Raw genomic sequence first — 21,117 nt, 5'->3', positions numbered from 1 at the left:
AAAACCTTCAAAATCTTTGCTGAGCGTTATCGAAATAGAGGTAAAAGGCTTGGTTTGAGATTCAATTTAATCGCTGGAATCTACAACTTGGAACTGAGCAAAAAATGATTTATGAAAGAGGTCTATTGGCACATTTATCTATTGGGTGCCTGTGTTTTAAAAACCCATTTTTTAAAGACAAATAATATGCTGGCCATTCACTGTTTATTGAGGCTGTATTAAGCAGAAGTAATCTCAAAGTACATACTAAGCCTCACTGGCTTTTATTCAGCTTGACCAAGAGATTAATTTTTATTATTAACCAGTATAATTTTTTAATAAATAAGAATAGTTAAGCCTCTAGATTACAAATCGGTTATGCCTAAAATTGGCAGTAATAAACTTTGGGGCAACAAAAAAGCCTTGATGTATGGCATCAAGGCTTTTTGCAGATTCACTGGGAATCAAATTTGGTGCGGATGAGAGGACTTGAACCTCCACGTCTTGCGACACTAATACCTGAAACTAGCGCGTCTACCAATTCCGCCACATCCGCATGCAGTAGGTGCGTTATATTAGGAATAATTTAGTGCATCGTCAAGTCACTCTGCTTAAAGCTTGAGCTAATAAGTAATGGTTTGCCTTAAATTTAACCAAATCTTGCATTAAGAAGTTTAAACCCCATATAAAACCAGCTTGCACCTACAAATTCAGCATGAATACAACAAACTGCAACTTGTCATCTTGAATTATCAATTTTAGTGTATGGTAGCAAGGTGAACTGATTTTCGTCATTAAAGCGTATAAAAGAGAACCTATGAATTGGCAAGACCCTGATGCCGCACGCGAAGCTGAACGCTACGACTCCCCGATTCCCAGCCGTACCCTGATTCAAACTACGATTGAATCGCGCAAGGATGGCCTGTCGCATGCAGAGCTGGTTGAAGAATACCAGCTAGACCAACCTGATGCCATTGAGGCATTAAGCCGCCGTCTGACCGCAATGGTACGTGATGGACAATTAATTCGCTCTGCCGGTTATCCGCCACTTTACCGGGTGGCCACTGATGAAGACCTCCTGATTGGCCGCGTACAAACCAATGCCAAGGGTTTTGGCTTTGTGGTGCTGGACGGCCAGATGGATATTTTCCTGCCTGAGCGTGAAATGCGACTGGTGTTTAATGGCGATATTGTCAAAGTACGCCAGAATGGTACAGACCGCCGTGGTCGCATGACTGGCTATATTGTCGAGGTGGTTGAACACCAGCAGCGTGAGCTAATTGGTAAAGTGGTCGAGCATGAAGGCGACTATTTTGTGCAGCCTGCCCAGCCGAATGGTCACCAGCCCATTGCCCTAGAGCCGGAGCAAATTGCCAATGCCGGGTTAAAGCCTGGTGATTCCACCCAAATTGCCATTGATGAGTGGCCAACCCGTGAAGAATTTGCCAATGGTCATATCATTGCCAATCTGGCCGACAAGGCTGATAGCCAGCTTATTATTCCGGCAACCATTCTGGACTTTGATCTGCCCTTTGAATTTAGCGATGAAGTTTTAGCTGAAACTGCAAAATTCAGTGAACCCGGCGCGCGTGACCGTAAAGATCGTATCGATTTACGGGATCTGCCGCTGGTTACTATTGATGGTGAAGATGCGCGCGACTTTGACGATGCCGTATATGCTGAAAAACGCGCCGGCGGTGGTTATCGGCTGGTGGTTGCCATTGCAGACGTTAGCCATTATGTGAAGGTTGGTACAGCACTGGATGATGAAGCACAGGATCGGGGTACGTCGGTTTATTTTCCCAACCATGTAATTCCCATGCTGCCAGAAGCATTATCCAATGGCCTATGCTCATTAAAACCAGAGGTTGACCGCCTATGCATGGTGTGTGACATCAAGCTGTCACGGCAGGGCCGCGTTACTGGTTATGAGTTTTACCCATCCGTCATGCATTCGCAAGCGCGCCTGACTTATAATCAGGTAGCATCGTACTTAAATGGACAGACGGATGCGGTGCCAGACAAAGCCGCAGTACGCAAGTCACTTAATGTGTTGTTCCAGTTGTTTCAAACCCTGCTGACTGTTCGTCAGGAACGCGGTGCAATGGAATTTGAAACCATTGAAACCTACATGACATTTGATGAACTGGGCGCCATTCAGCAGATTCTGCCACGTAGCCGTAATGATGCGCATCGCCTGATTGAGGAATGCATGTTGCTGGCCAACGTGTGTGCCTCGGATTTTGCGCTTAAAAATGACTTGCCGATCCTATATCGCAACCATGAAGCGCCTGAAGCCACTCGTGTGCAAAAAGTGCGGGATTATGTGCGCCTGCTAGGGTTTGATTTTCCTGAAAAACCGACCCAGAGCGACTATCAATACATCATTGAAAAAACCAAAGATCGGGTGGATGCCACCAGTATTCATGCCGTGCTGTTGCGTTCCATGATGCAAGCCTATTATGGCTCTAAAAACCTGGGGCATTATGGCTTGGCCTATGATGCGTATACGCACTTTACCTCGCCGATTCGCCGCTATCCGGATTTGCTGCTGCATCGTGCCATTAAGGCGTTCTTAAAGCAAAAGCCCAGTGAGCTTGAAGGTCAGGCACTGGCAACGGCCGGTGAGCATTATTCGCAAACCGAGCGTCGTGCCGATGAAGCCTCACGCAGTGTGATGAGCTGGCTCAAGTGTCACTATATGGAACAACATATTGGTGAAGAATTTGATGGCACCATTACCTCAGTGACCGACTTTGGTTTGTTTGTTACCCTTACTGAGCTATATGTTGACGGCATGCTGCATATCAGCCAGCTGGGTGAGGATTATTTTGTTTATGATGCTATTAGCCAGAGTCTGGTGGGTCAGCACAATGGCCAGCGCTTTAGTTTGGGGGATCAAGTCCGCATAAAAGTGATGGCTGTCCATCTGGAAGAGCGCAAAATTGACTTTGGACTGGTCAAGCAGTTAACCGCGCAGGGTCGTGCTGTACGCCAGAAGGCGCCCCGTACCCAAATTGCGGATGAGGTCAATTCTAGCAGCAAAAAGAAAACGACAGGCAAGCCAGCGAAGGGTGGCAAGCCCTCTAAGCTTGACCCTGCTGAAAAGTCAAAGAAAACCAGAAAACCTCGGAAGAAAGCCAAGAAATCCAACGCAAAACCTAAATCCAAAGAATAAAGGATTAAAGCCGTCATGCAATTTTACATGGCGGCAACTTATCATTTAGTGAGCCATCCTCCTATGCGCTTAAAATTTCATAATTTATTTTTGGTTGTTTTACCTATTAGCCTAGGTCTAACTTTAAGTAGTTGCACCTCTCCTACGCAACCGGAACACCGTATTATTGAACTGCAAGCTCAGGCATGGCATGAAGTGAATAATGATGAGGCCGTTGCCATTCTTTATACGCAGCAACAGGCAGGCAATCCACAGCAACTCAATCAGCTGATTCAACAAAAATTAAATACCGCTTTTGCTATTGCCAAAAAATATCCAAGCGTAAAGATCAGTTCAGGCCAGCAAAATACCTCGCCCATTTATAATCAGAGGCAACGGATTACCGGATGGACGACGCATGCTGAAATCATTCTTAAAAGCACTGATTTAAAATCAGTCAGTGAGCTGCTGGGTATTTTGCAGGATCAACTCATGTTGCAGTCGTTAAAATTTCAGGTTTCTACCCAACAGCGTAAGCAGGTTGAAAATCAATTGATTACCGAAGTCTCTAAAATATTCCAGCAAAGAGCAACTATTGCTCAACAGGCTTGGCATTCATCTAACTATGAATTGGTCCGATTTAAAATTTTAAGTAATACTCAATCTACTCAACCCATTATCTATCAATCCGCTATGGGCGACGCCGCCGCAACTGCTTCTGCACCTGCGCCGATGCAGGCAGGACAAAGTCAAATTATTGTTGAGGCAACTGGCAGTGTGCAACTGAAATAACCTTGAGTTAAATACATATTAGCCGTATAATTTTCGGTCTTTCCAAATCCTTACCTTAATCGCAAGCGAGAACCATAATGGCACGCGTAACTGTAGAAGACTGCCTGAGTGCAGTAGACAACCGTTTTGAACTGGTTCTGGTTGCTGCTAAACGTGCACGTCAATTGGCACGTGGTATCAGTGAGCCAACCTTGCCTTGGGATAACGACAAGCCAACTGTTATGGCACTGCGTGAAATTGCTGAAGGTCATGTTAGCCGTGACATCCTCAAGCAAAAAGATGACGCGCTGCAACCTTCCAGCCTTGATCTGGCACTGGCTCCTGCCCTGAATCTGGACAACTTTAGCTTTTAAATCAGTTTTACTGTCAGCTTCTGATGTTCAATGTTAACGGCAAGTGCGACTGCTTGCTGTCATTAAAAAAGCCTGATTTGTTTCAAGTCAGGCTTTTTTAATTTTTATGCTGTCCTTAGCATAAAAAGCCAAATAATCAATTGACAAGACCTGCGTTTTGCTTTTCATTAGAGGGTTAACGTAGAGCTTATTCGTCCAGGCCCGTATTGATTTAGGAATCATGCCTATGCAAGGCGACGTTATTCGTCATGCCCAGCAACAACTTGCCAACATTCTGGCAGCCTATTTAAATGCTGAACAAATTCAGCAGATCATTGCTGCCTGCGATTTTGCCAACGATGCCCATAACGGTGTTATTCGCAAAAGTGGCGAACCCTATATTTTGCATCCCATTGCGGTGGCCTGTATTCTGGGTAACATGCATCTGGATGCCGACAGCCTTATGGCAGCGTTACTGCATGATGTGATTGAAGACACACCAATCAGTAAAACAGAAATTGCCAAACAGTTTGGTGCCAAGGTTGCAGAACTGGTGGATGGCGTGACCAAGCTCACCATTTCCAAGGATAAGCAGGACAATAAGGCTGCTTCATTTCGTAAAATTCTGTTAGCCACCCTGCATGATCCACGGGTCATTATTATTAAGCTGGCTGATCGCCTGCATAACATGTCAACGCTGGATGCCTTGCGCCCGGAAAAAAGGCAGCGGATTGCACAGGAAACCTATGACATTTTTGTGCCCATGGCGCGGCTGGTGGGAATGAATGACATCGCCGACCAGCTTGAACTGTTATGTTATGAAAATCTTGATCCTGCCCTGTTTAACCGCATTCAGACCGCCTTACAAACCACCCGTACCCAACGTAGTACTTACCAGAAAGTCTGGGCAGAACGCCTTGATAAAATCATTAAAACCCTTGGCCTTAACGGCACACTTGAAGAAAAAGACAATAACATTCAACTCTTCCAACGTTTCTTTAAAAATAAAACCGATTTAAATTCACTCATTCATATTCATGCTTTTGACATTGTGTTAGAAACTGTGGCTGCCTGCGATCAACTCGCTGCTTACCTCAAGCAGCATTATCATGTGCTGAAACTGGCAGATCATATCCGCAACCCCCTGCCTGGCGGCAATCAGGCGCTGGAGCTGTCGTTGCGCGGTGAAGTTACCACACTGGACTTAATGCTACAAACCCCCCGTATGCGCGAAGCGGCGCGCCTTGGCGTAGTGCTGGGTGAATCCGCACCACAGGCTAGCCGCTCGGCCATTCAGGCGTCCTTAACCAATCTTAGCGAATTGATTGATCGCGACTGTGCCAAAACCACCTTAAACTCGTTGCTGGATTACTTGCACCGCGAAAAAATTCTGGTATCCACACCAGATGGCGATATTCATGAACTGCCACGCGGGGCAACAGCGGTTGATTTTGCCTATGCGGCCAGCTTGTTTCTGGGTAACCATGCAATTGGTGCCAAGATTGATGGCATCATCAAGCCTTTAAGCACGCCGCTCAATAGTGGTGAAGTGGTTGAAATTATTACTGATGTGCTGGCAACCCCTAATCCTGAATGGCTAAGCTTCGTCAATACCCAAAAAGCCCGCCGTTCCATTCAAAATATCTTGCGCGATCAGGATATCGAAGAGCAGCGTCTGGTTGGCCAGCAAGCGTTAAATCGTGCGCTTAAACTCTACCATCACAGTTTGACTGATCTGAGTACTCAGGATTGGCAAAACTTGCTCACGTGGCGGCATGTAAATACTAAAGAACAGTTGTTTGAACAAATTGCCATTGGTGATTTGCTTCCCCAACTGGTTGCTTCACGGTTGTTTGCCGACCAGAACCAGCAGACGTTGATTACCTCCAGTCAGCTTATTCGGGGTACAGAAGGCATTGATGTACGCTATGCCAACTGCTGCACTCCGATTCTGGATGATCCCATCCGTGGCCATCTCACCCGTCGCGGCTTGATTGTTCACCGCGCACGCTGTAGTAACCTGTTACATGAGAACCAGCAGCACCCGGAAAATATTATTCCCTTGAACTGGCAAGAATGTGATGAGGCTGATGCCCGTTTTCCAGCCTATCTATGCATAGATGAAAAACTGGATGATGAGCAAACAACCGAAATTATCTATAAAATCCGGCAGTTTGAGGCTGGCCTTGAGCAAATGACCAGCGATGATGAAAAAACTTATCTATCTCTGATTGTCCGTGATCGTGACCATCTGGCACACCTGATTCGTGAATTACGTATTTTACTGGACTTTCCCAGCCTGACCCGTTTAGATAGTGCCTTTAATATTCGCGAACGTGAATACTCAGCCAAACAAGATTCTTTAGCTTGACTCAGGAATTGGTTATTATCCAGCAAAATTTATACATGATTGGAGTCTTTCATGACACGTACTGTCATTCATAGTGAACAAGCACCAGCCGCTATTGGAACTTACTCACAAGCCATCAAGATTGACAACGTGGTGTATTTGTCAGGCCAGATCGGTCTTGATCCCTATAGCATGGAACTGGTAGAGGGTATTGAAGCCCAGATCCGTCGTGTATTTGATAACCTTAAAGCAGTCTGTGAAGCAGCCGGTGGTTCCCTGGCAGATATTGCCAAGCTCAACATCTTTTTAACTGATCTGGGTAATTTCCAGCTAGTAAACCAGATTATGGGTGAATACTTTACCCAGCCCTATCCTGCCCGCGCAGCCCTAGGAATTAATACCCTGCCTCGCAATGCTTTGGTTGAAATGGATGGTATTCTGGTTATCAATCACTAACTCTTTCGCTGTTCTGCCAAACCATTAAGTCGCCTTGTGCGGCTTTTTTATGAACACTAAGAATTTAATTTTTTTTGTAAATAAGAATACGACAACTTGACATTTGATAATAATTATCAATAATATCTATTATCTTATTTGTACTTCCAACTACGGAAACAAGAGACCATGTACGTTTGCCTATGCCGTGCCGTGACTGATCGCCAAATTCGAACTAGTGTTGAAAATGGAGCATCCAGCTTCCGTGAAGTACGCGATGAACTTGAAGTTGGTACCTGTTGTGGTCGTTGTGTGCCTGAAGCCCGTGAACTGATTGATCAAACCCTTTCTGAAATTGCTGGCCGTATTTCGGTCGCTGCCTAATTTTAAAAGTTGCCTGATTCTAAAATAAGTTTCTGTTTCTCCTCTCCCGCTCTCATGAAAGATCATAACCTGTAGCGGGATTTTTCTTTTTTAACCTGCAATTTTCATAAGTTTAAAAAGCTTAGCTTTAATGTGATTGTCATTTTCATTTGCAGTTCCATAAACTGCTCGAAAAATTCTACTGATTTTTATAATCTATAAGCAATTTAAAAGGCCAGCCAAACGATTTCTTGTTCTATCCTTGATACGTTTAGTTAAATCTTTACTTTGGATTCAGGTCATCAAACAACGGCGCTTTAGCTTTATATATTCTTGTGCTTGGAGTGAATTGTCGCCTAGCGCTTAGAAAAGCAACGCCTCGTTTAATCTTGTACACGTCGAGCGAAGCTTCTTGCCGAGCAATGCTCTTTATACACTCGGGCAATGCTTTAAATTCCCTTAATTCTCGCTCAGGAGCGAATCATGAAAGGCGATCGTCAAGTCATCATTCATTTAAATAATGTGCTATATAACCAGCTTACGGCGATTAACCAGTACTTCCTTCATGCGCGTATGCTTAAAGACTGGGGGATTGAAAAGCTGGGTCAGCACATTTATAAAGAATCCATTCATCAAATGAAACATGCGGATAAAGTGATTGAACGCATTTTATTTTTAGAAGGTCTCCCTAATTTGCAGCAACTGGGCAAATTGCATATTGGTGAAAATACCCAAGAAATTTTAGCGTGTGACTTGCGCATGGCTACTGATGCGCATGTTACCTTAAAAGCTGCTATTGTCTATGCTGAGCAAGCTGCAGATTTTGTTACCCGTGACATGCTACGTGCAATTATGGCTGAGGAAGAAGAATATATTGACTGGACTGGCACCCAGCTTGCGTTGATTGAAAGTGTGACATTGGAAAACTATATCCAGTCGCAGCTTTAATTATTACTCAAATAAATGCTGGCTTTAAGCCAGCTTTTTTTATGATGATTTTGCAAATTTTACAGAATTCACTACTAATATAAGGTTGTCCAAACCATAGTTGATTAGCACCCTCAGGTCTACCAAGTTCGCTACATGTTTATACCATCATAGATATCCGCAACCAATAGCGTCAATCCAACAGACTGCAAAATAAAAGACTCATGAGGTTCATAATAATGAGGCTGCCAGCCATCCAGCCGACTTAACACCTCTACCAGTTGGGTTTCCTGTTCGATCATCACATATTCCTGCAAGGTCGGAATTTGCTGATATTGCTGTAACTTAAAAGTTTTATCATACATTTTGGTTGATGCCGATAATACTTCGACAATCAAAATTGGCGTTTCTACAAAATAAGCATCATTTGATATCTGGCTGCAATCCACCACCACATCGGGATAATAGAAGTTTTTTGCTATTTTTACTTTCATATCATTAATATAAGGGCGACAGGGTTTGCCCTTAAGATGAGCGCGAAGTTCCGCAAAAACATTCCCTGAAATCAGATTATGGCCTGCGCTTGCACCCACCATAGCGAATACTTCACCGTGCACAAATTCATGTTTAGTTTGGCTTTGTAATTCGCCTTGCAGGTACTCTTGTTCAGTTAGGTGATATTTATTGGCAATAGTCATTTTTAAACCTTAGTAGCATAATAGCTCAAATATAGCATATTCAACCTGTTCTAAAATAACTAAAGGATTTTAAGTAAACTATATAATGCGGCACATTGGAATAGCCTTGAATTGACAAAAAAGGTAAAAAAAAGCCCGCGGGGGGCGGGCTGAAGGGGGTCTTACTGTCTTGGGGACAGTAATAATATTACGGTTAAACTGTAAATCTGTCTGTTAGTTGAATGTAGATTGGGTGTAACTTAACGTCATTAGAATGATACAAGGCGTAAACCCTAGCTCCATGGCCTTAAATCTACGATTTTAATGACCTGCCCTGTTTCTTTACTTACCAGTACTGTCATATCCAGATTGCTGGCCTTTAGAGGTACCCAACCGTTGGCCGCAGGGTATTTGGATAATAATTTTTGCACCTGATCTTTATTATTAAATTGCTCTAGCGCCTGTAAAGGTAGGGCGCGTTGCTGCATTTGTGTCTTAGCTTGCAATAGTGATACATAGCGTTCAGGACGCTGAGCAAGTGATACTCCGCCTAACACTTCGGCAAACATGTCATTATTACGCTGCTGAGTATCCTTTGCGAACTCTACCGCCACGTATTGCGGTTTTAACCATGAAGGCTGCTGATATTGCGGTAAAGCTTTTTCTATATTTTCTTTAACAACCTCATTATTTCTTACTAACTCAAAACGGTCTACGTTATATACCAGCCACGCAGGGCGGCCTTCAAAAATGCTATAGATACCATAAGACAAAGCTAAAGCCTGAATTAAAATAATAATCCCTAAGTCCATTTTGAGACTTTTTTTATGTTCTTTATAAACAATAAAACCTAATATTGGCCCAATGATGACATCAATGGCCAGCAGCATTAAAAAAATATGCGTGACACCAATAGCTTTAGCAAGTGGCACAGGATACCAAACGCAAAACACCATGATGATTGCAATAAATGCAATAATGGCTGAAATGGCAAGATGACTTAGGAAAAATTTAAGGCGTTTGGGCATTTTTAAAATTACTGCATCAAATAAAAGGTAGAAAAGGTTATTTGGTCAGCTTATATGATATTGCCTTAGTAAATTCAGTCCAAATTGAATTCTACCAACTAATATTTTTGCTATCTCTTCATTAAATCCAACTTCAGACATAAAATATTCTATAAATTCTTCTTCAATAAATTTATCTGAACTTTCAAACAATTGAATTATTAACTTATAGAAATTTATTTCATCACTAGAATTGAAATTCGCATTCATTGTTATATTAACACTTATGGTAAACGCTTTTAATTTATTTAAACTTTTATGCGATAAGCCATTCTTAAAATAGTTTTCCACTTTTGTTCCTATTAAAATTATAAACTTAATTTTTTTAAAAATAAAAAAGACTGGCAAGCCAGTCTTTCTATCAGCAATCTATTAGCGGCAATTAGAAGGAGCAAGTTTAGCCTCTAAAGTACCTGCCGTAGCACTAGAAACTTTTTTCGTAGCTCCAGCAGCTAAACACTGCCACTGTACGGCATCAGCAGGTGGTGTATAAGCTTTTGTAGAATCTGGTAGTGCAGCAGGAGTAGCACCAGTGTAAGGAGCTAATACTAAAGTAGCACCATCACTTACTGGCTTATCATAAGTAACAGTAATTTCACCATTAGTATCACTTACTGCTACACTCTTAACATTTGGAGTAGCTGCTGGAGTAGTCCAGCCTAAGCTGTATTTAGAAGCATTAGAAGCATTTTCTGCAACAGCAGTTTTAGCGCTTGATGCTAAAGACAAGCCTTCTGTCACTTTAGCGCGCTTGGTATAATCCTGATAAGCAGGAATTGCTACAGCAGCCAGAATACCAATGATCGCAACAACGATCATCAATTCAATTAACGTAAAACCCTTTTGTGCGTTCATATAAATTCTCCCAGGAATACAAAAATAGTAGTGTTGGCTTGTTGTTTTGACCAACGCTCTAACACACACGCTGTTATATTGCATTTGTCATGCCAAATCAATACATGTGAATTTTTAACGCTGCAAAAACAGGCAAATAAAGCCATTTTGTTAGTTAGAGCACATTTATAGTTACTAATAAAAAGTAATTTAGGGGAATAACTGACAATTTTTGTCGCCTAACAATGCTGTCTAAAAAAATAGTCAGTTCAGTTAAAAGCTTTAAAACATTATAAAAATATAGCCTGATTGCTTAGTTCATTACCTAAGTCTTTTATTTTATTAGCATAAAATTGGTTAAGCACTTCGCCAATTTGGTCAATACCACTAATTACCCCAGCACAATACTGTTTTTGCTTGAGCAGCGCAGTAATATTACTGCAAATTGTGTCCCAATTCTCGCTTGTAACAAAATGATTTATGCCGCGATCAGCCACAATTTCAACTTTGCGCTCACATAAGTTGATATATAGCAGCACACCGCTGTTATAGGCAGTGTCCCACACCCCATATTCAGCAAACAGCTGTTTTGCACGGGTTCTGGTATTACTGCGTAATGCCATATCCAGTGGCAGATGGCCTTCAATAATCACTTGGATCTCACCCGCATGATTTTGCTCAGCACGCGCGACGGCGTTGCTAATCTGCTTTTGTACATCCGCATTAAAGCATCGGCGTGTCTGCCATGGTAGATAAATAAAATTTCTAAGCCAACGTGAAAAATCCAGTTGTTTAGAATCATCTGTTAGTTTTTGATGACTACTTATCAGGTCAGTCTCGTTATTTACCATGATCCAGAAGCTCCACCGCCGCCAAATGAGCCACCGCCACCGCGATAGCTTCCGCCGCTAAAACCGCCACCGCGTCCCCCGCCAAACCCACCACCATTTAGTACACCAGATAGAAGCAGTTGTGCGATTGAACTAATTAATAAAAAGAATACGCCCCCACCTAGCATCAAGCTACCAATGAGGCCAAGTCCACTGCTTAAGCCCCAGCCGATTCCCACTGCACCGGCAATACTGGCGCTTAAGGATTTTCCTATAAACAGTGCTGCAAACATGCCGCCCAAGCAAAGAATAATCAGCATGGTCAAACTGCTTTGGGTGCGGGCCTGTTGTTGGGCTTGAGCTGCCTGCTGTTGTTTAAGTTGATCCGCACTGTTTTTAGCAATTTCTGGATCAAGTTTTAAGATTTGGTCAATCTGGTTTAAGCCAGCAGCCAATCCAGCCGCATAGTTGCCTTGCTTAAACTGGGGGGTAATTTGCTCTTCAATAATGCGCTTAAGCACAACATCGGGTAATACGCCTTCTAGCCCATAACCCGTTAAAATCTGGATACGGTGATCATTGACTGCAACCACAATGAGCAAGCCATTATCTGTTTTTTCATTGCCCAGTTTCCATTGTTCAAAAGCACGGGTAGCGTAATCAAAAATGGCTTCCTGTCCGGTACTGGACAAGATAATAAGTCCGGTTTGTGCCCGTCCTGTCTGATAGATTTCCAGAATTTTTTGGCTAAGTTGTTGGTGTTGCTCACTGGTTAATAAGTTGGCCTGATCAATCACCGGGCTGTTTAAATCGGGCAATGTGGCCTGAATGAGGTTAGGGTCAGCCTGTGCAGGTCTCTCTGCCGACGTTGAGTTTTCTATATTGCTTTGATTATTAGTGGGTCCACTGATTGGCGGTATAGCACTGTTCAGTACTGGCCCACCCGCCTGCTTGGCCTGATTTAGAACGATAGCCGCTTCTGCCACCTGGTCTGCTTGCGTCGCTGCTTCTGCATGGGTTTGGACAGCAGTTAACAGCAATACCATCATTATAAAAATGATTAAATATTGATGGCATTTGTCCCGTAAAACTGCAAGTAGCGGCATAGCATTGTCTTCTGGTTTGGCCTTTCAACTGCGGATAATTTTTAGTTATCCAGCGTTACGGCATTAAAATCAGCTTTCTCACAAGCAGGTTGTTTTAACAACGTGGTTTTAAAAACATGATCCTAAGAACCTGATTTTAAAACCATATACATTAATCAGGGCTGTGCCACTGGTGGCGCTGATTGGCCAGCAGGTGTTGCTGTATCAAAACTGACTGTGGGCGCCGTTGAAATACTGGCTTCATTATTGACTGAAAAATTGGGACGTGGCTGCATGCCAATCACTTTGGCTGTTAGCGACTGTGGCAACTGGCGTACATAGGTATTGTAGTCCTGCACCGTTGTGATGTAACGATTGCGTGCTACGGTAATGCGATTTTCAGTGCCTTCCAGTTGTGCACTTAAATCACGGAATGAGGCATCTGCTTTAAGGTTTGGGTAGTTCTCAGACACTACCAGTAACCGTGACAAAGCCCCGGTTAACTGGCTTTGGGCTTGCTGAAACTTCTGGAATGCAACCGGGTCATTGACTAATTCAGGCGTGGCCTGAATACCGGCCACCGATGCACGGGCACGGGTAACTTCGGTTAAGACCTGCTGTTCGTGGCTGGCATAGCCTTTGACCACATTCACCAGATTGGGCACCAAATCGGCGCGACGCTGATACTGGTTCAATACTTCAGACCAGCTGGCGTTTACCGCTTCATCTTTGGCCTGCAAGTTATTGTAGCCACAACCTGGCAAGCTGCTGGCCAGTACGCTTATTAGTAATAATGCTGGTAATACCCGACGTGTCATGTGTCTAACCTGTTTTTATCAATGTCTATGGTTGACATCATGCGGCAATGCGCAGGTTTTTCCAGATTGAAATTGTGAATATTTTTAATGGCTTGTTACGGTTGATGCTTCAAATAACTTTTAGATAGTTTAAAAAAAGCCTTGAAGTGACGATATGGCAAATAACACTTATACCTATACAAGACTGTGTGGCTTTGCTCATCGTACACTCAAGCATAGCTTTCGTCTTGCGGTACGGCAAAGCGATGCTTTGCTAATCGTACCTCAGGGCGGTAGGATAACAACAAAAACCACTCAGGAGCCAATGATTAATGGATGGTCTTGGCAACTTCCATAAAACTTGCTACCTGATATTCATTCGCCAGTCGGTTTTTCCAATAATTCAAAATTTTGGAATGGTCAATTTCCGAAGGATGAAAATCCTTTTTATAATAGGAAAAGTATTCAGGGGTGAGTTGAACCAGCATTTTTGCGACCAGATACAGTCCGCGAAGATTGCCACCAACTTTTGGCAGACTTTTCAATTTGTCCTGCCAGAATAAACGCTGGGTGGCATATAGCGTTAAACTGGCAAAACTGGTGGTTACCGCGCCTGCATGACCTGACGGCGTAATTTTAGGTCACAATACAAGGCTTGATAGGTGTCAAAAGCCACACTGCGATGCTCGATTTCTTCAATGGCATGCCATACTCAGAGCTTTACTGCATCATCATCCAGCGTTTCCAGCAATTCAGGATGATTTAAAATATAACCACCCAGTAACGCGGTAAAATGCTCAAATGTGTTGAATACCCATGGTTCCAGGTCTTATTCGGGCAAGCTTAGCCAAGGCCATAAGGCTACTGCATGCCTATAGCATCAATGCAGATGAGAAAATTGATCTATTAAGGGTACGGTAAATCATAAATTGGATAAAGACATTGCTCAAAAAATCAGCATTAAAAAAGCAGCTTAATCAAATGACCAAGCTGCTTTCTCAACAACGGTAATGGGGCTTTAAAGGTTAAAGCACAGCGCGATTAAACGCTCAGGTAATCCAGAATACCTTCGGCAGCCTGACGGCCTTCCCAGATCGCAGTTACGACCAGATCGGAGCCACGCACCATATCACCACCAGCAAAGATTTTTGGATTACTGGTCTGGAACTTGTAGGCCTGATGTTCTGGTGCCACCACACGGCCTGAACCATCCATGCTAATGGTTGAACCCTCAAACCAGTTGGCCGGACTTGGACGGAAACCAAAGGCCAGAATCACCGCATCAGCTGGTAGGATTTCTTCAGAACCCGGTACTGGCTCAGGACTGCGACGGCCACGGCTATCCGGCTCACCCAGTTGAGTGGTTACGACTTTAACACCGGTTACCTTGCCATCTGTATCGCCCACAATTTCAATAGGCTGACGGTTAAACAGGAACTCTACGCCTTCTTCACGCGCATTTTTCACTTCACGCACTGAACCAGGCATGTTGGCTTCATCACGGCGGTAAGCACAGGTCACATGCGCAGCACCCTGACGGATGGAAGTACGGTTGCAATCCATTGCGGTGTCACCACCACCCAGCACGACAACACGCTTGCCTTCAAGGTCAATATAATCCGCAGGATTCTTCTCCCAGCCCTGACAACGGTTGACGTTGGCAATCAGGAAATCCAGCGCATCATACACGCCATTAAAGTCTTCACCAGCAAAGCCACCCTTCATGTAGGTGTAAGTACCCATACCCATGAATACGGCATCATAGTCGGCCAGTAACTCATCAATGGTCACGTCAGTGCCAATTTCGGTGTTTAGGCGGAACTCAATACCCATGCCTTCAAAAATCTCACGGCGACGCACCATGACATTTTTTTCCATTTTAAACTCTGGAATACCAAAGGTCAGCAGCCCACCAATTTCCGGATTTTTGTCAAACACGACGGGTTTTACCCCATTGCGTACCAGAATATCAGCACAGCCCAGACCAGCAGGGCCTGCGCCAATGATGGCTACTTTTTTGTCAGTCCACTTCACATGTGACATATCTGGACGCCAGCCCAGTGCAAAGGCGGTGTCATTGATATATTTTTCGGCGTTACCAATGGTGACAGCGCCAAAGCCGTCATTTAAGGTACAAGCACCTTCGCACAGACGATCCTGTGGGCAAACACGGCCGCACACTTCAGGCAGGGTGTTGGTTTGGTGGCACAGTTCAGCTGCACGGAACAATTGGCCTTCAGTCACCAGTTTGAGCCAGTTGGGAATATAGTTGTGTACAGGACACTTCCACTCACAGTACGGATTTCCGCAAGCCAGACAGCGATGTGACTGGTTGGCCGCATGTTCCTGGGTAAATGGTTTATAAATTTCTACAAACGCTTCGGTACGAACAGCAATATCTTTTTTCTCTGGATCCTGACGCGGCACTTCCAGAAACTGAAAATCATTGTTTAGGCGAGTCGCCATGCTTATCTCCGTGGGTCAGTGCTGCCAGTCCGATTAAGACGGCAGCACGTGCCTGGTGCAAAGTAAAAAAGACTTATTGAGGATCTGCCATGGTGGTTTTCAGCAGGCTATTCAGGCTTGCCGCTTTTGGCTTCACCAGCCAGAACTTGCGGCTGTAAGAGTCAAACTCATCAATGATGGTTTGTCCCCAGGCACTGCCTGTTTCACGCACGTGATCTTGCAGGATTTCCAGCAGGTGATGGCGATAATCTTCCATCGACTCGGTAGAAATACGGTTCAGGTCAATCAGCTCATGGTTGCAGTAATCGAAGAAATCACCGTCCAGATCCAGCACATAGGCAAAACCGCCGGTCATGCCCGCACCAAAGTTATGGCCTACCCGGCCCAGTACGGTCACAATACCACCGGTCATGTATTCACAGCAGTGATCGCCAGCACCTTCAATCACAGCAAAGCTGCCTGAGTTACGCACGGCAAAGCGTTCGCCAGCTGTCCCTGCTGCAAACAGCTTGCCGCCAGTCGCACCATATAGACAGGTATTGCCAATAATGGCTGTTTCCTGCGTTTTAAATGGTGAGCCTTTTGGCGGGAAAATGGCAACCTGACCACCGGCCATGCCCTTGCCGACATAGTCGTTGGCATCACCTTCCAGACGGATATGCAAGCCACCCGCATTCCACACGCCCAGTGACTGACCAGCAGTTCCTTTTAAATGCACCACAACTGGCGCTATTTCCATGCCAAGGTTGCCATAACGCTTGGCAATTTCACCAGAAACGCGTGCACCAATGGAACGGTCACAGTTACCCACGATAAACTCAAAGCTACCGCCTTCACCCGCTTCAATCGCAGGTAGCATCACTTCAACCATGCGTTCCGCCAGCAAACCTTTGTCAAATGGCTCGTTTTTCACCACTTCACAATAGTTGGATTTGCCATCCGCCGAGGCATGGGAAGTTAGCAGCGCGCTTAAATCCAGATTGGCATGCTTGTCAGTTTCACCCGGCAGCACTTCTAGTAAATCAGTACGGCCAATCAGGTCGCGCAGGGAGCTTACACCCAGAGCTGCCAGCCATTCACGGGTTTCTTCAGCAATAAAGCGGAAGAAGTTGATCAGCATTTCTGGCTCACCAATGTAATGCTCTTCACGCAGGTGATCCTGCTGGGTCGCCACACCGGTTGCACAGTTATTTAAATGACAGATACGCAGGTATTTACAGCCCAGTGCAATCATTGGAGTGGAGCCAAAGCCAAAGCTTTCAGCACCCAGAATGGCTGCTTTTACCACGTCCAGACCGGTTTTTAAGCCACCGTCCGTTTGCACCCGAACCTTGCCACGCAGGTCATTTACGCGTAGCGCCTGATGCGCTTCACTTAAACCCAGCTCCCATGGAGAACCGGCGTAGTGAATTGAAGACAATGGCGATGCGGCTGTACCACCATCATAACCGGAAATGGTAATGAAGTCGGCATAGGCTTTGGCAACGCCCGCTGCAATCGTACCGACACCCGGCTCAGACACTAATTTGACTGAAACCATGGCCTGTGGATTGACCTGTTTTAAGTCAAAAATCAGCTGTGACAAGTCTTCAATAGAATAAATGTCATGGTGCGGTGGTGGGGAAATCAGTGTAACACCCGGTACAGAATAACGCAGGCGCGCAATCAGACCGTTAACCTTACCACCCGGCAACTGACCGCCTTCACCCGGTTTGGCCCCTTGCGCCACCTTAATCTGCAAGACTTCTGCAGAACACAGGTAAGCTGGCGTTACACCAAAACGGCCAGACGCAATTTGCTTGATTTTGGAGTTACGGATAGTGCCATAACGCGCTGGATCTTCACCACCTTCACCTGAGTTGGAGCGACCGCCAATGGTGTTCATGGCAATGGCAATGGATTCATGCGCTTCTGGCGACAAGGCACCCAGTGACATACCTGCAGAATCAAAACGTGGCAAAATGTCTTCAACACTTTCCACCTCATCCAGCGCAATGCTGTTATCAGTTTTTAGCTTGAACAGGTCACGGATAGTTGCAATCGGGCGATGATTGACTAGATTGGCATATTCACGGAAATCGTCATAGCTGCCAGAACGCACGGCTTTGTGCAGGGTCGCAATCACATCCGGATTAAAGGCATGATACTCTTTGTTATAAACAAACTTGAGTAAACCGCCCTGATCCAGTGGCTTGCGTGCCTGCCACGCCAGTGTGGCCAGTTTTTTCTGGTCATTTTCCAGATCAGTAAAGCTGGCACCGGCAATACGGCTGGGCACGCCCTTAAAGCACAGCTCGACTACGTCTTTTGACAAACCAATCGCTTCAAACAACTGGCCGCCACGATAAGAAGCAACCGTTGAAATCCCCATTTTGGACAGGACTTTCAGCAAGCCTTTTTCAATGCCCTTACGGAAATTGGCTTGTGCATATACTGGATCACCCAGCAGTTCGCCTTTATCCACCAGCTCATTGATCACGTCATAAGCCAGATATGGATAAATTGCCGTGGCACCAAAACCCAGCAGCACGGCAAAGTGATGTGGATCACGTGCCAGCCCGGTTTCTACAATAATGTTGGCATCAGCACGCAAGCCCACTTCGGACAGGTAATGATGCACCGCGCCTGTTGCCATAATGGCATTGGCTGGCAGATAACCTTCACGAATGTTCTTGTCAGATAGCACCAGCATGCAGTTACCAGTTGCAATGGCAGCAGCAGCTTCCTTGCAAATACGTTGTAATGCAGCTTGCAGGCCTTCGCTCTCAAGATAGTTCAGGTCAATGACATTCATGCCATAGCCGGGACGATCCAGCTCACGCAACTGGTGCATCTTGCTGTTAGACAGCACCGGACTGGAGATAATCACACGGTCTGCATGGTCGGCACTTTGCTCAAATACATTTTGCTCGTGACCAAAACAGGTTTCCAGTGACATCACAATCGCTTCACGCAATGGATCAATCGGTGGATTGGTGACCTGCGCAAACTGCTGACGGAAATAATCAGCCAGATGACGTACTTGACGTGACAGCACTGCCATTGGCGTATCATCACCCATGGAGCCAACTGCTTCCTGACCACTTTCAGCCAGCGGACGGATAATCTGGTCGCGCTCTTCAAAGGATACCAGGAACATTTTTTGCGCGGCTTTCAGGCTATCACCATACAAGCCAGTAGACAGCAGCTGCTCTTCCAGCTCGTTATCCACTTGCAGATTCAAAGCACGCTCACGCAACCATTTGCGGTAAGGACGCATACCTTTCAAATGGTTATTAATGGCAGCAGTATCCAGCACTTCACCTGTCAGGGTGTCTACTACCAGCATCTGGCCGGGGCCAACACGGCCTTTAGACACCACATCTTCAGGCTTGTAGTTCCACACGCCAATTTCCGAGGCCAGTGTGATATAGCCATTTTTGGTAATTACCCAGCGGGCAGGACGCAAACCATTACGGTCCAGCATACAAATGGCATGACGGCCATTCTGAATCACCAGACCTGCAGGGCCATCCCAGGCTTCCATGTGCTTGGAATTAAACTCGTAAAATGCACGCAGGTCAGAATCCAGCGTTTCCACATTTTGCCAGGCCGGTGGCACCAGCATACGTAATGCACGGAACAGGTCCATACCGCCGCCGACCAGAATTTCCAGCATGTTATCCAGACTGGATGAATCAGAACCAGTGCGGTTAACCAGTGGTTTTAAATCCAGCAAGCCTGGCAATAAGGGGTTTTCAAATTTTGGTGTGCGCGCAACCGACCAGTTACGGTTGGCGGTAATGGTATTGATTTCACCATTGTGCGCCAGATAACGGAATGGCTGGGCCAGTGGCCAGCGCGGTAAGGTATTGGTTGAAAAGCGCTGGTGGAATACTACAATATGCGATGCCAAACGCTCATCCGCCAGATCCGTATAAAAATCAGCAATAGCGGCTGGCATCATCAGGCCTTTATAGCTGATCACAGTACTGGCCAGTGTGGTCACATAAAACAGCGAGTCATTTTGCAGCTTGTGTTCTGCACGACGGCGCGCCAAAAACAGCTTACGGTTAAAATCAGCTTCAGGCAGATTTTCAGGGTTATTAACAATAATCTGCTCAAAGGCAGGCAGGGAACGTAATGCAATTTCACCCAGAATACTGACATCAACAGGCACTTTACGCCATGTGGCCACTGCAAGGCCTTCTGCCTCAATTTCTGCATTTAACACATCACGGGAATGCTGCGCCAGTGCTGGATCAATATTCAGGAAAATGGTACCAACCGCGAAAATGTCGGTCAGGCTCACCCCAAGCTTTTGGGCTTCATCACGAAAAAATGCCTTGGGCATTGCCAGCAGTAAGCCACAGCCGTCGCCTGTCTTGCCGTCAGCAGCAATACCGCCGCGATGCGTCATGCAACTCAGACTATGAATGGCTGTTTGAACCAGATGATGACTCGCCTCACCCTGCATCTGGGCGATCAGGCCAAAGCCGCAGTTATCGCGGAACTCATCCGGCTGATATAAACCCTGTGCGGATTGAGCGGGAGCTACAGGCTCGGAAACTAAAGTGTTGGGAGCTAAAGTGTTAAGCGATGGCATTTGCATAGCGTACCCTTGTCTTGGTATTGTCCAACCAGACCCTTACGTCTGGCAGAAAAAAATAGAGCAAAAAAATCATCGTGGACTTGATGCCCGTGAACCACCTGTTCGACCCAAATATGCTGTCAGCGTCAAGCATGCAATTCGCAATAATGTGCAGGCAACACGGCCCAGGGTCAAATAAGCACAACCCTTATAGGCTGGTGTAAACAAAAAACGGCGGTGTATTTTACAGATAAAACATAAATAAATAAACCAATATTGCACAACAAGAAACAACATAAAATTAAAAATTAGTCGTGCTATAAGCGGTTAAAGCAACTTTTAGACCATTTTTAAAGCAATGCTTTGTTACCTTAATGATCAATAAAATATTTATTGCATGATTTTAAATAAAATTTATATGATTTTAAAAGACTGCAATATTTTTTGCGGCAAAAT

At 45.1% G+C, this 21,117-nt stretch carries 16 protein-coding genes, 1 tRNA gene and 2 pseudogenes; 8 read left to right on the top strand and 11 right to left on the bottom strand.

The window, feature by feature from the left end; genetic code table 11:
• A pseudogene (locus E2B99_RS06135) lies at positions 1-108 on the top strand (IS5/IS1182 family transposase); the annotation flags it as partial.
• A 342-nt stretch (positions 109-450) separates the two neighbouring features.
• Here the strand turns inward: E2B99_RS06135 and E2B99_RS06130 are convergent.
• Positions 451-535: transfer RNA gene (locus E2B99_RS06130), tRNA-Leu, on the bottom strand.
• Between the two features lie 261 nt (positions 536-796).
• On the opposite strand from E2B99_RS06130, the gene rnr reads away from it, so the two are divergent.
• From rnr to bfr, 7 genes are all read left to right on the top strand, one after another.
• A complete protein-coding gene (gene rnr, locus E2B99_RS06125) occupies positions 797-3,157 on the top strand; it encodes a ribonuclease R (protein ID WP_134244069.1) in 2,361 nt (786 codons plus the stop codon).
• A gap of 15 nt (positions 3,158-3,172) precedes the next feature.
• Positions 3,173-3,928 (top strand): SIMPL domain-containing protein, encoded by a 756-nt coding sequence (locus tag E2B99_RS06120; RefSeq protein WP_134244068.1) that lies wholly within the window; start codon positions 3,173-3,175, stop codon positions 3,926-3,928.
• A gap of 77 nt (positions 3,929-4,005) precedes the next feature.
• A complete protein-coding gene (rpoZ, locus tag E2B99_RS06115; protein WP_026471552.1) occupies positions 4,006-4,281 on the top strand; it encodes a DNA-directed RNA polymerase subunit omega in 276 nt (91 codons plus the stop codon).
• A 226-nt stretch (positions 4,282-4,507) separates the two neighbouring features.
• Positions 4,508-6,631, top strand: coding sequence for a RelA/SpoT family protein (locus E2B99_RS06110; RefSeq protein WP_134244067.1), 2,124 nt, complete (start codon positions 4,508-4,510; stop codon positions 6,629-6,631).
• Positions 6,632-6,682: 51 nt separating this feature from the next.
• Positions 6,683-7,066 carry a RidA family protein gene (locus E2B99_RS06105; protein ID WP_134244066.1) on the top strand — a complete coding sequence of 128 codons (384 nt, stop codon included), beginning with the start codon at positions 6,683-6,685 and terminating at the stop codon, positions 7,064-7,066.
• 168 nt (positions 7,067-7,234) lie between these two features.
• On the top strand, positions 7,235-7,429 hold the full coding sequence (locus tag E2B99_RS06100; protein WP_134244065.1) for a bacterioferritin-associated ferredoxin: 195 nt from the start codon (positions 7,235-7,237) through the stop codon (positions 7,427-7,429).
• A 462-nt stretch (positions 7,430-7,891) separates the two neighbouring features.
• Positions 7,892-8,356: a bacterioferritin gene (gene bfr / locus E2B99_RS06095; RefSeq protein ID WP_134244064.1), complete on the top strand. Its 465-nt coding sequence runs from the start codon at positions 7,892-7,894 to the stop codon at positions 8,354-8,356.
• Positions 8,357-8,487: 131 nt separating this feature from the next.
• Here bfr and E2B99_RS06090 read toward each other — a convergent pair whose 3' ends face one another.
• The 10 genes and pseudogenes from E2B99_RS06090 to gltB form a co-directional block, all read right to left on the bottom strand.
• Positions 8,488-9,033 (bottom strand): Uma2 family endonuclease, encoded by a 546-nt coding sequence (locus E2B99_RS06090; RefSeq protein ID WP_134244063.1) that lies wholly within the window; start codon positions 9,031-9,033, stop codon positions 8,488-8,490.
• A gap of 272 nt (positions 9,034-9,305) precedes the next feature.
• Positions 9,306-10,040: a TfpX/TfpZ family type IV pilin accessory protein gene (gene tfpZ / locus E2B99_RS06085; RefSeq protein ID WP_134244062.1), complete on the bottom strand. Its 735-nt coding sequence runs from the start codon at positions 10,038-10,040 to the stop codon at positions 9,306-9,308.
• A gap of 45 nt (positions 10,041-10,085) precedes the next feature.
• Positions 10,086-10,370: a hypothetical protein gene (locus tag E2B99_RS06080; RefSeq protein WP_134244061.1), complete on the bottom strand. Its 285-nt coding sequence runs from the start codon at positions 10,368-10,370 to the stop codon at positions 10,086-10,088.
• Positions 10,371-10,451: 81 nt separating this feature from the next.
• Entirely contained in the window at positions 10,452-10,934 is a 483-nt protein-coding gene (locus E2B99_RS06075; protein WP_134244060.1) for a pilin, read from the bottom strand.
• Positions 10,935-11,203: 269 nt separating this feature from the next.
• Positions 11,204-11,767 carry a TPM domain-containing protein gene (locus tag E2B99_RS06070; protein WP_430981451.1) on the bottom strand — a complete coding sequence of 188 codons (564 nt, stop codon included), beginning with the start codon at positions 11,765-11,767 and terminating at the stop codon, positions 11,204-11,206.
• The gene (locus E2B99_RS14995; protein ID WP_430981450.1) at positions 11,758-12,849 is read right to left on the bottom strand and encodes a TPM domain-containing protein; all 1,092 of its coding nucleotides are present in this window, start codon (positions 12,847-12,849) and stop codon (positions 11,758-11,760) included. Before E2B99_RS14995 ends, E2B99_RS06070 begins: the two co-directional genes overlap by 10 nt.
• A 155-nt stretch (positions 12,850-13,004) precedes the next feature.
• Positions 13,005-13,646 (bottom strand): LemA family protein, encoded by a 642-nt coding sequence (locus E2B99_RS06060; RefSeq protein WP_134244057.1) that lies wholly within the window; start codon positions 13,644-13,646, stop codon positions 13,005-13,007.
• Positions 13,647-13,954: 308 nt separating this feature from the next.
• Positions 13,955-14,427: pseudogene (locus E2B99_RS06055) on the bottom strand (metal-dependent hydrolase); the annotation flags it as partial.
• A gap of 239 nt (positions 14,428-14,666) precedes the next feature.
• A complete protein-coding gene (locus E2B99_RS06050; RefSeq protein ID WP_134244056.1) occupies positions 14,667-16,091 on the bottom strand; it encodes an FAD-dependent oxidoreductase in 1,425 nt (474 codons plus the stop codon).
• 73 nt (positions 16,092-16,164) lie between these two features.
• On the bottom strand, positions 16,165-20,676 hold the full coding sequence (gene gltB / locus E2B99_RS06045; RefSeq protein ID WP_430981449.1) for a glutamate synthase large subunit: 4,512 nt from the start codon (positions 20,674-20,676) through the stop codon (positions 16,165-16,167).
• Positions 20,677-21,117 lie beyond the last annotated feature (441 nt).

The organism is Alkanindiges illinoisensis (assembly GCF_004377485.1).
Classification (GTDB): Bacteria; Pseudomonadota; Gammaproteobacteria; order Pseudomonadales; family Moraxellaceae; genus Alkanindiges; species Alkanindiges illinoisensis_A.
This window is presented reverse-complemented; position numbering and strand designations above follow the sequence as displayed.

Bases quoted from the DNA above. Each gene is read 5' to 3' on its own strand.
- E2B99_RS06100 (WP_134244065.1), top strand. From the start codon at position 7,235: ATGTACGTTTGCCTATGCCGTGCCGTGACTGATCGCCAAATTCGAACT.
- E2B99_RS06105 (WP_134244066.1), top strand. From the start codon at position 6,683: ATGACACGTACTGTCATTCATAGTGAACAAGCACCAGCCGCTATTGGA.
- tfpZ (WP_134244062.1), bottom strand. From the start codon at position 10,040: ATGCCCAAACGCCTTAAATTTTTCCTAAGTCATCTTGCCATTTCAGCC.
- E2B99_RS06090 (WP_134244063.1), bottom strand. From the start codon at position 9,033: ATGACTATTGCCAATAAATATCACCTAACTGAACAAGAGTACCTGCAA.
- E2B99_RS06060 (WP_134244057.1), bottom strand. From the start codon at position 13,646: ATGACACGTCGGGTATTACCAGCATTATTACTAATAAGCGTACTGGCC.
- bfr (WP_134244064.1), top strand. From the start codon at position 7,892: ATGAAAGGCGATCGTCAAGTCATCATTCATTTAAATAATGTGCTATAT.
- E2B99_RS06110 (WP_134244067.1), top strand. From the start codon at position 4,508: ATGCAAGGCGACGTTATTCGTCATGCCCAGCAACAACTTGCCAACATT.
- E2B99_RS06050 (WP_134244056.1), bottom strand. From the start codon at position 16,091: ATGGCGACTCGCCTAAACAATGATTTTCAGTTTCTGGAAGTGCCGCGT.
- E2B99_RS14995 (WP_430981450.1), bottom strand. From the start codon at position 12,849: ATGCCGCTACTTGCAGTTTTACGGGACAAATGCCATCAATATTTAATC.
- E2B99_RS06075 (WP_134244060.1), bottom strand. From the start codon at position 10,934: ATGAACGCACAAAAGGGTTTTACGTTAATTGAATTGATGATCGTTGTT.
- rpoZ (WP_026471552.1), top strand. From the start codon at position 4,006: ATGGCACGCGTAACTGTAGAAGACTGCCTGAGTGCAGTAGACAACCGT.
- gltB (WP_430981449.1), bottom strand. From the start codon at position 20,676: ATGCCATCGCTTAACACTTTAGCTCCCAACACTTTAGTTTCCGAGCCT.
- E2B99_RS06120 (WP_134244068.1), top strand. From the start codon at position 3,173: ATGCAATTTTACATGGCGGCAACTTATCATTTAGTGAGCCATCCTCCT.
- rnr (WP_134244069.1), top strand. From the start codon at position 797: ATGAATTGGCAAGACCCTGATGCCGCACGCGAAGCTGAACGCTACGAC.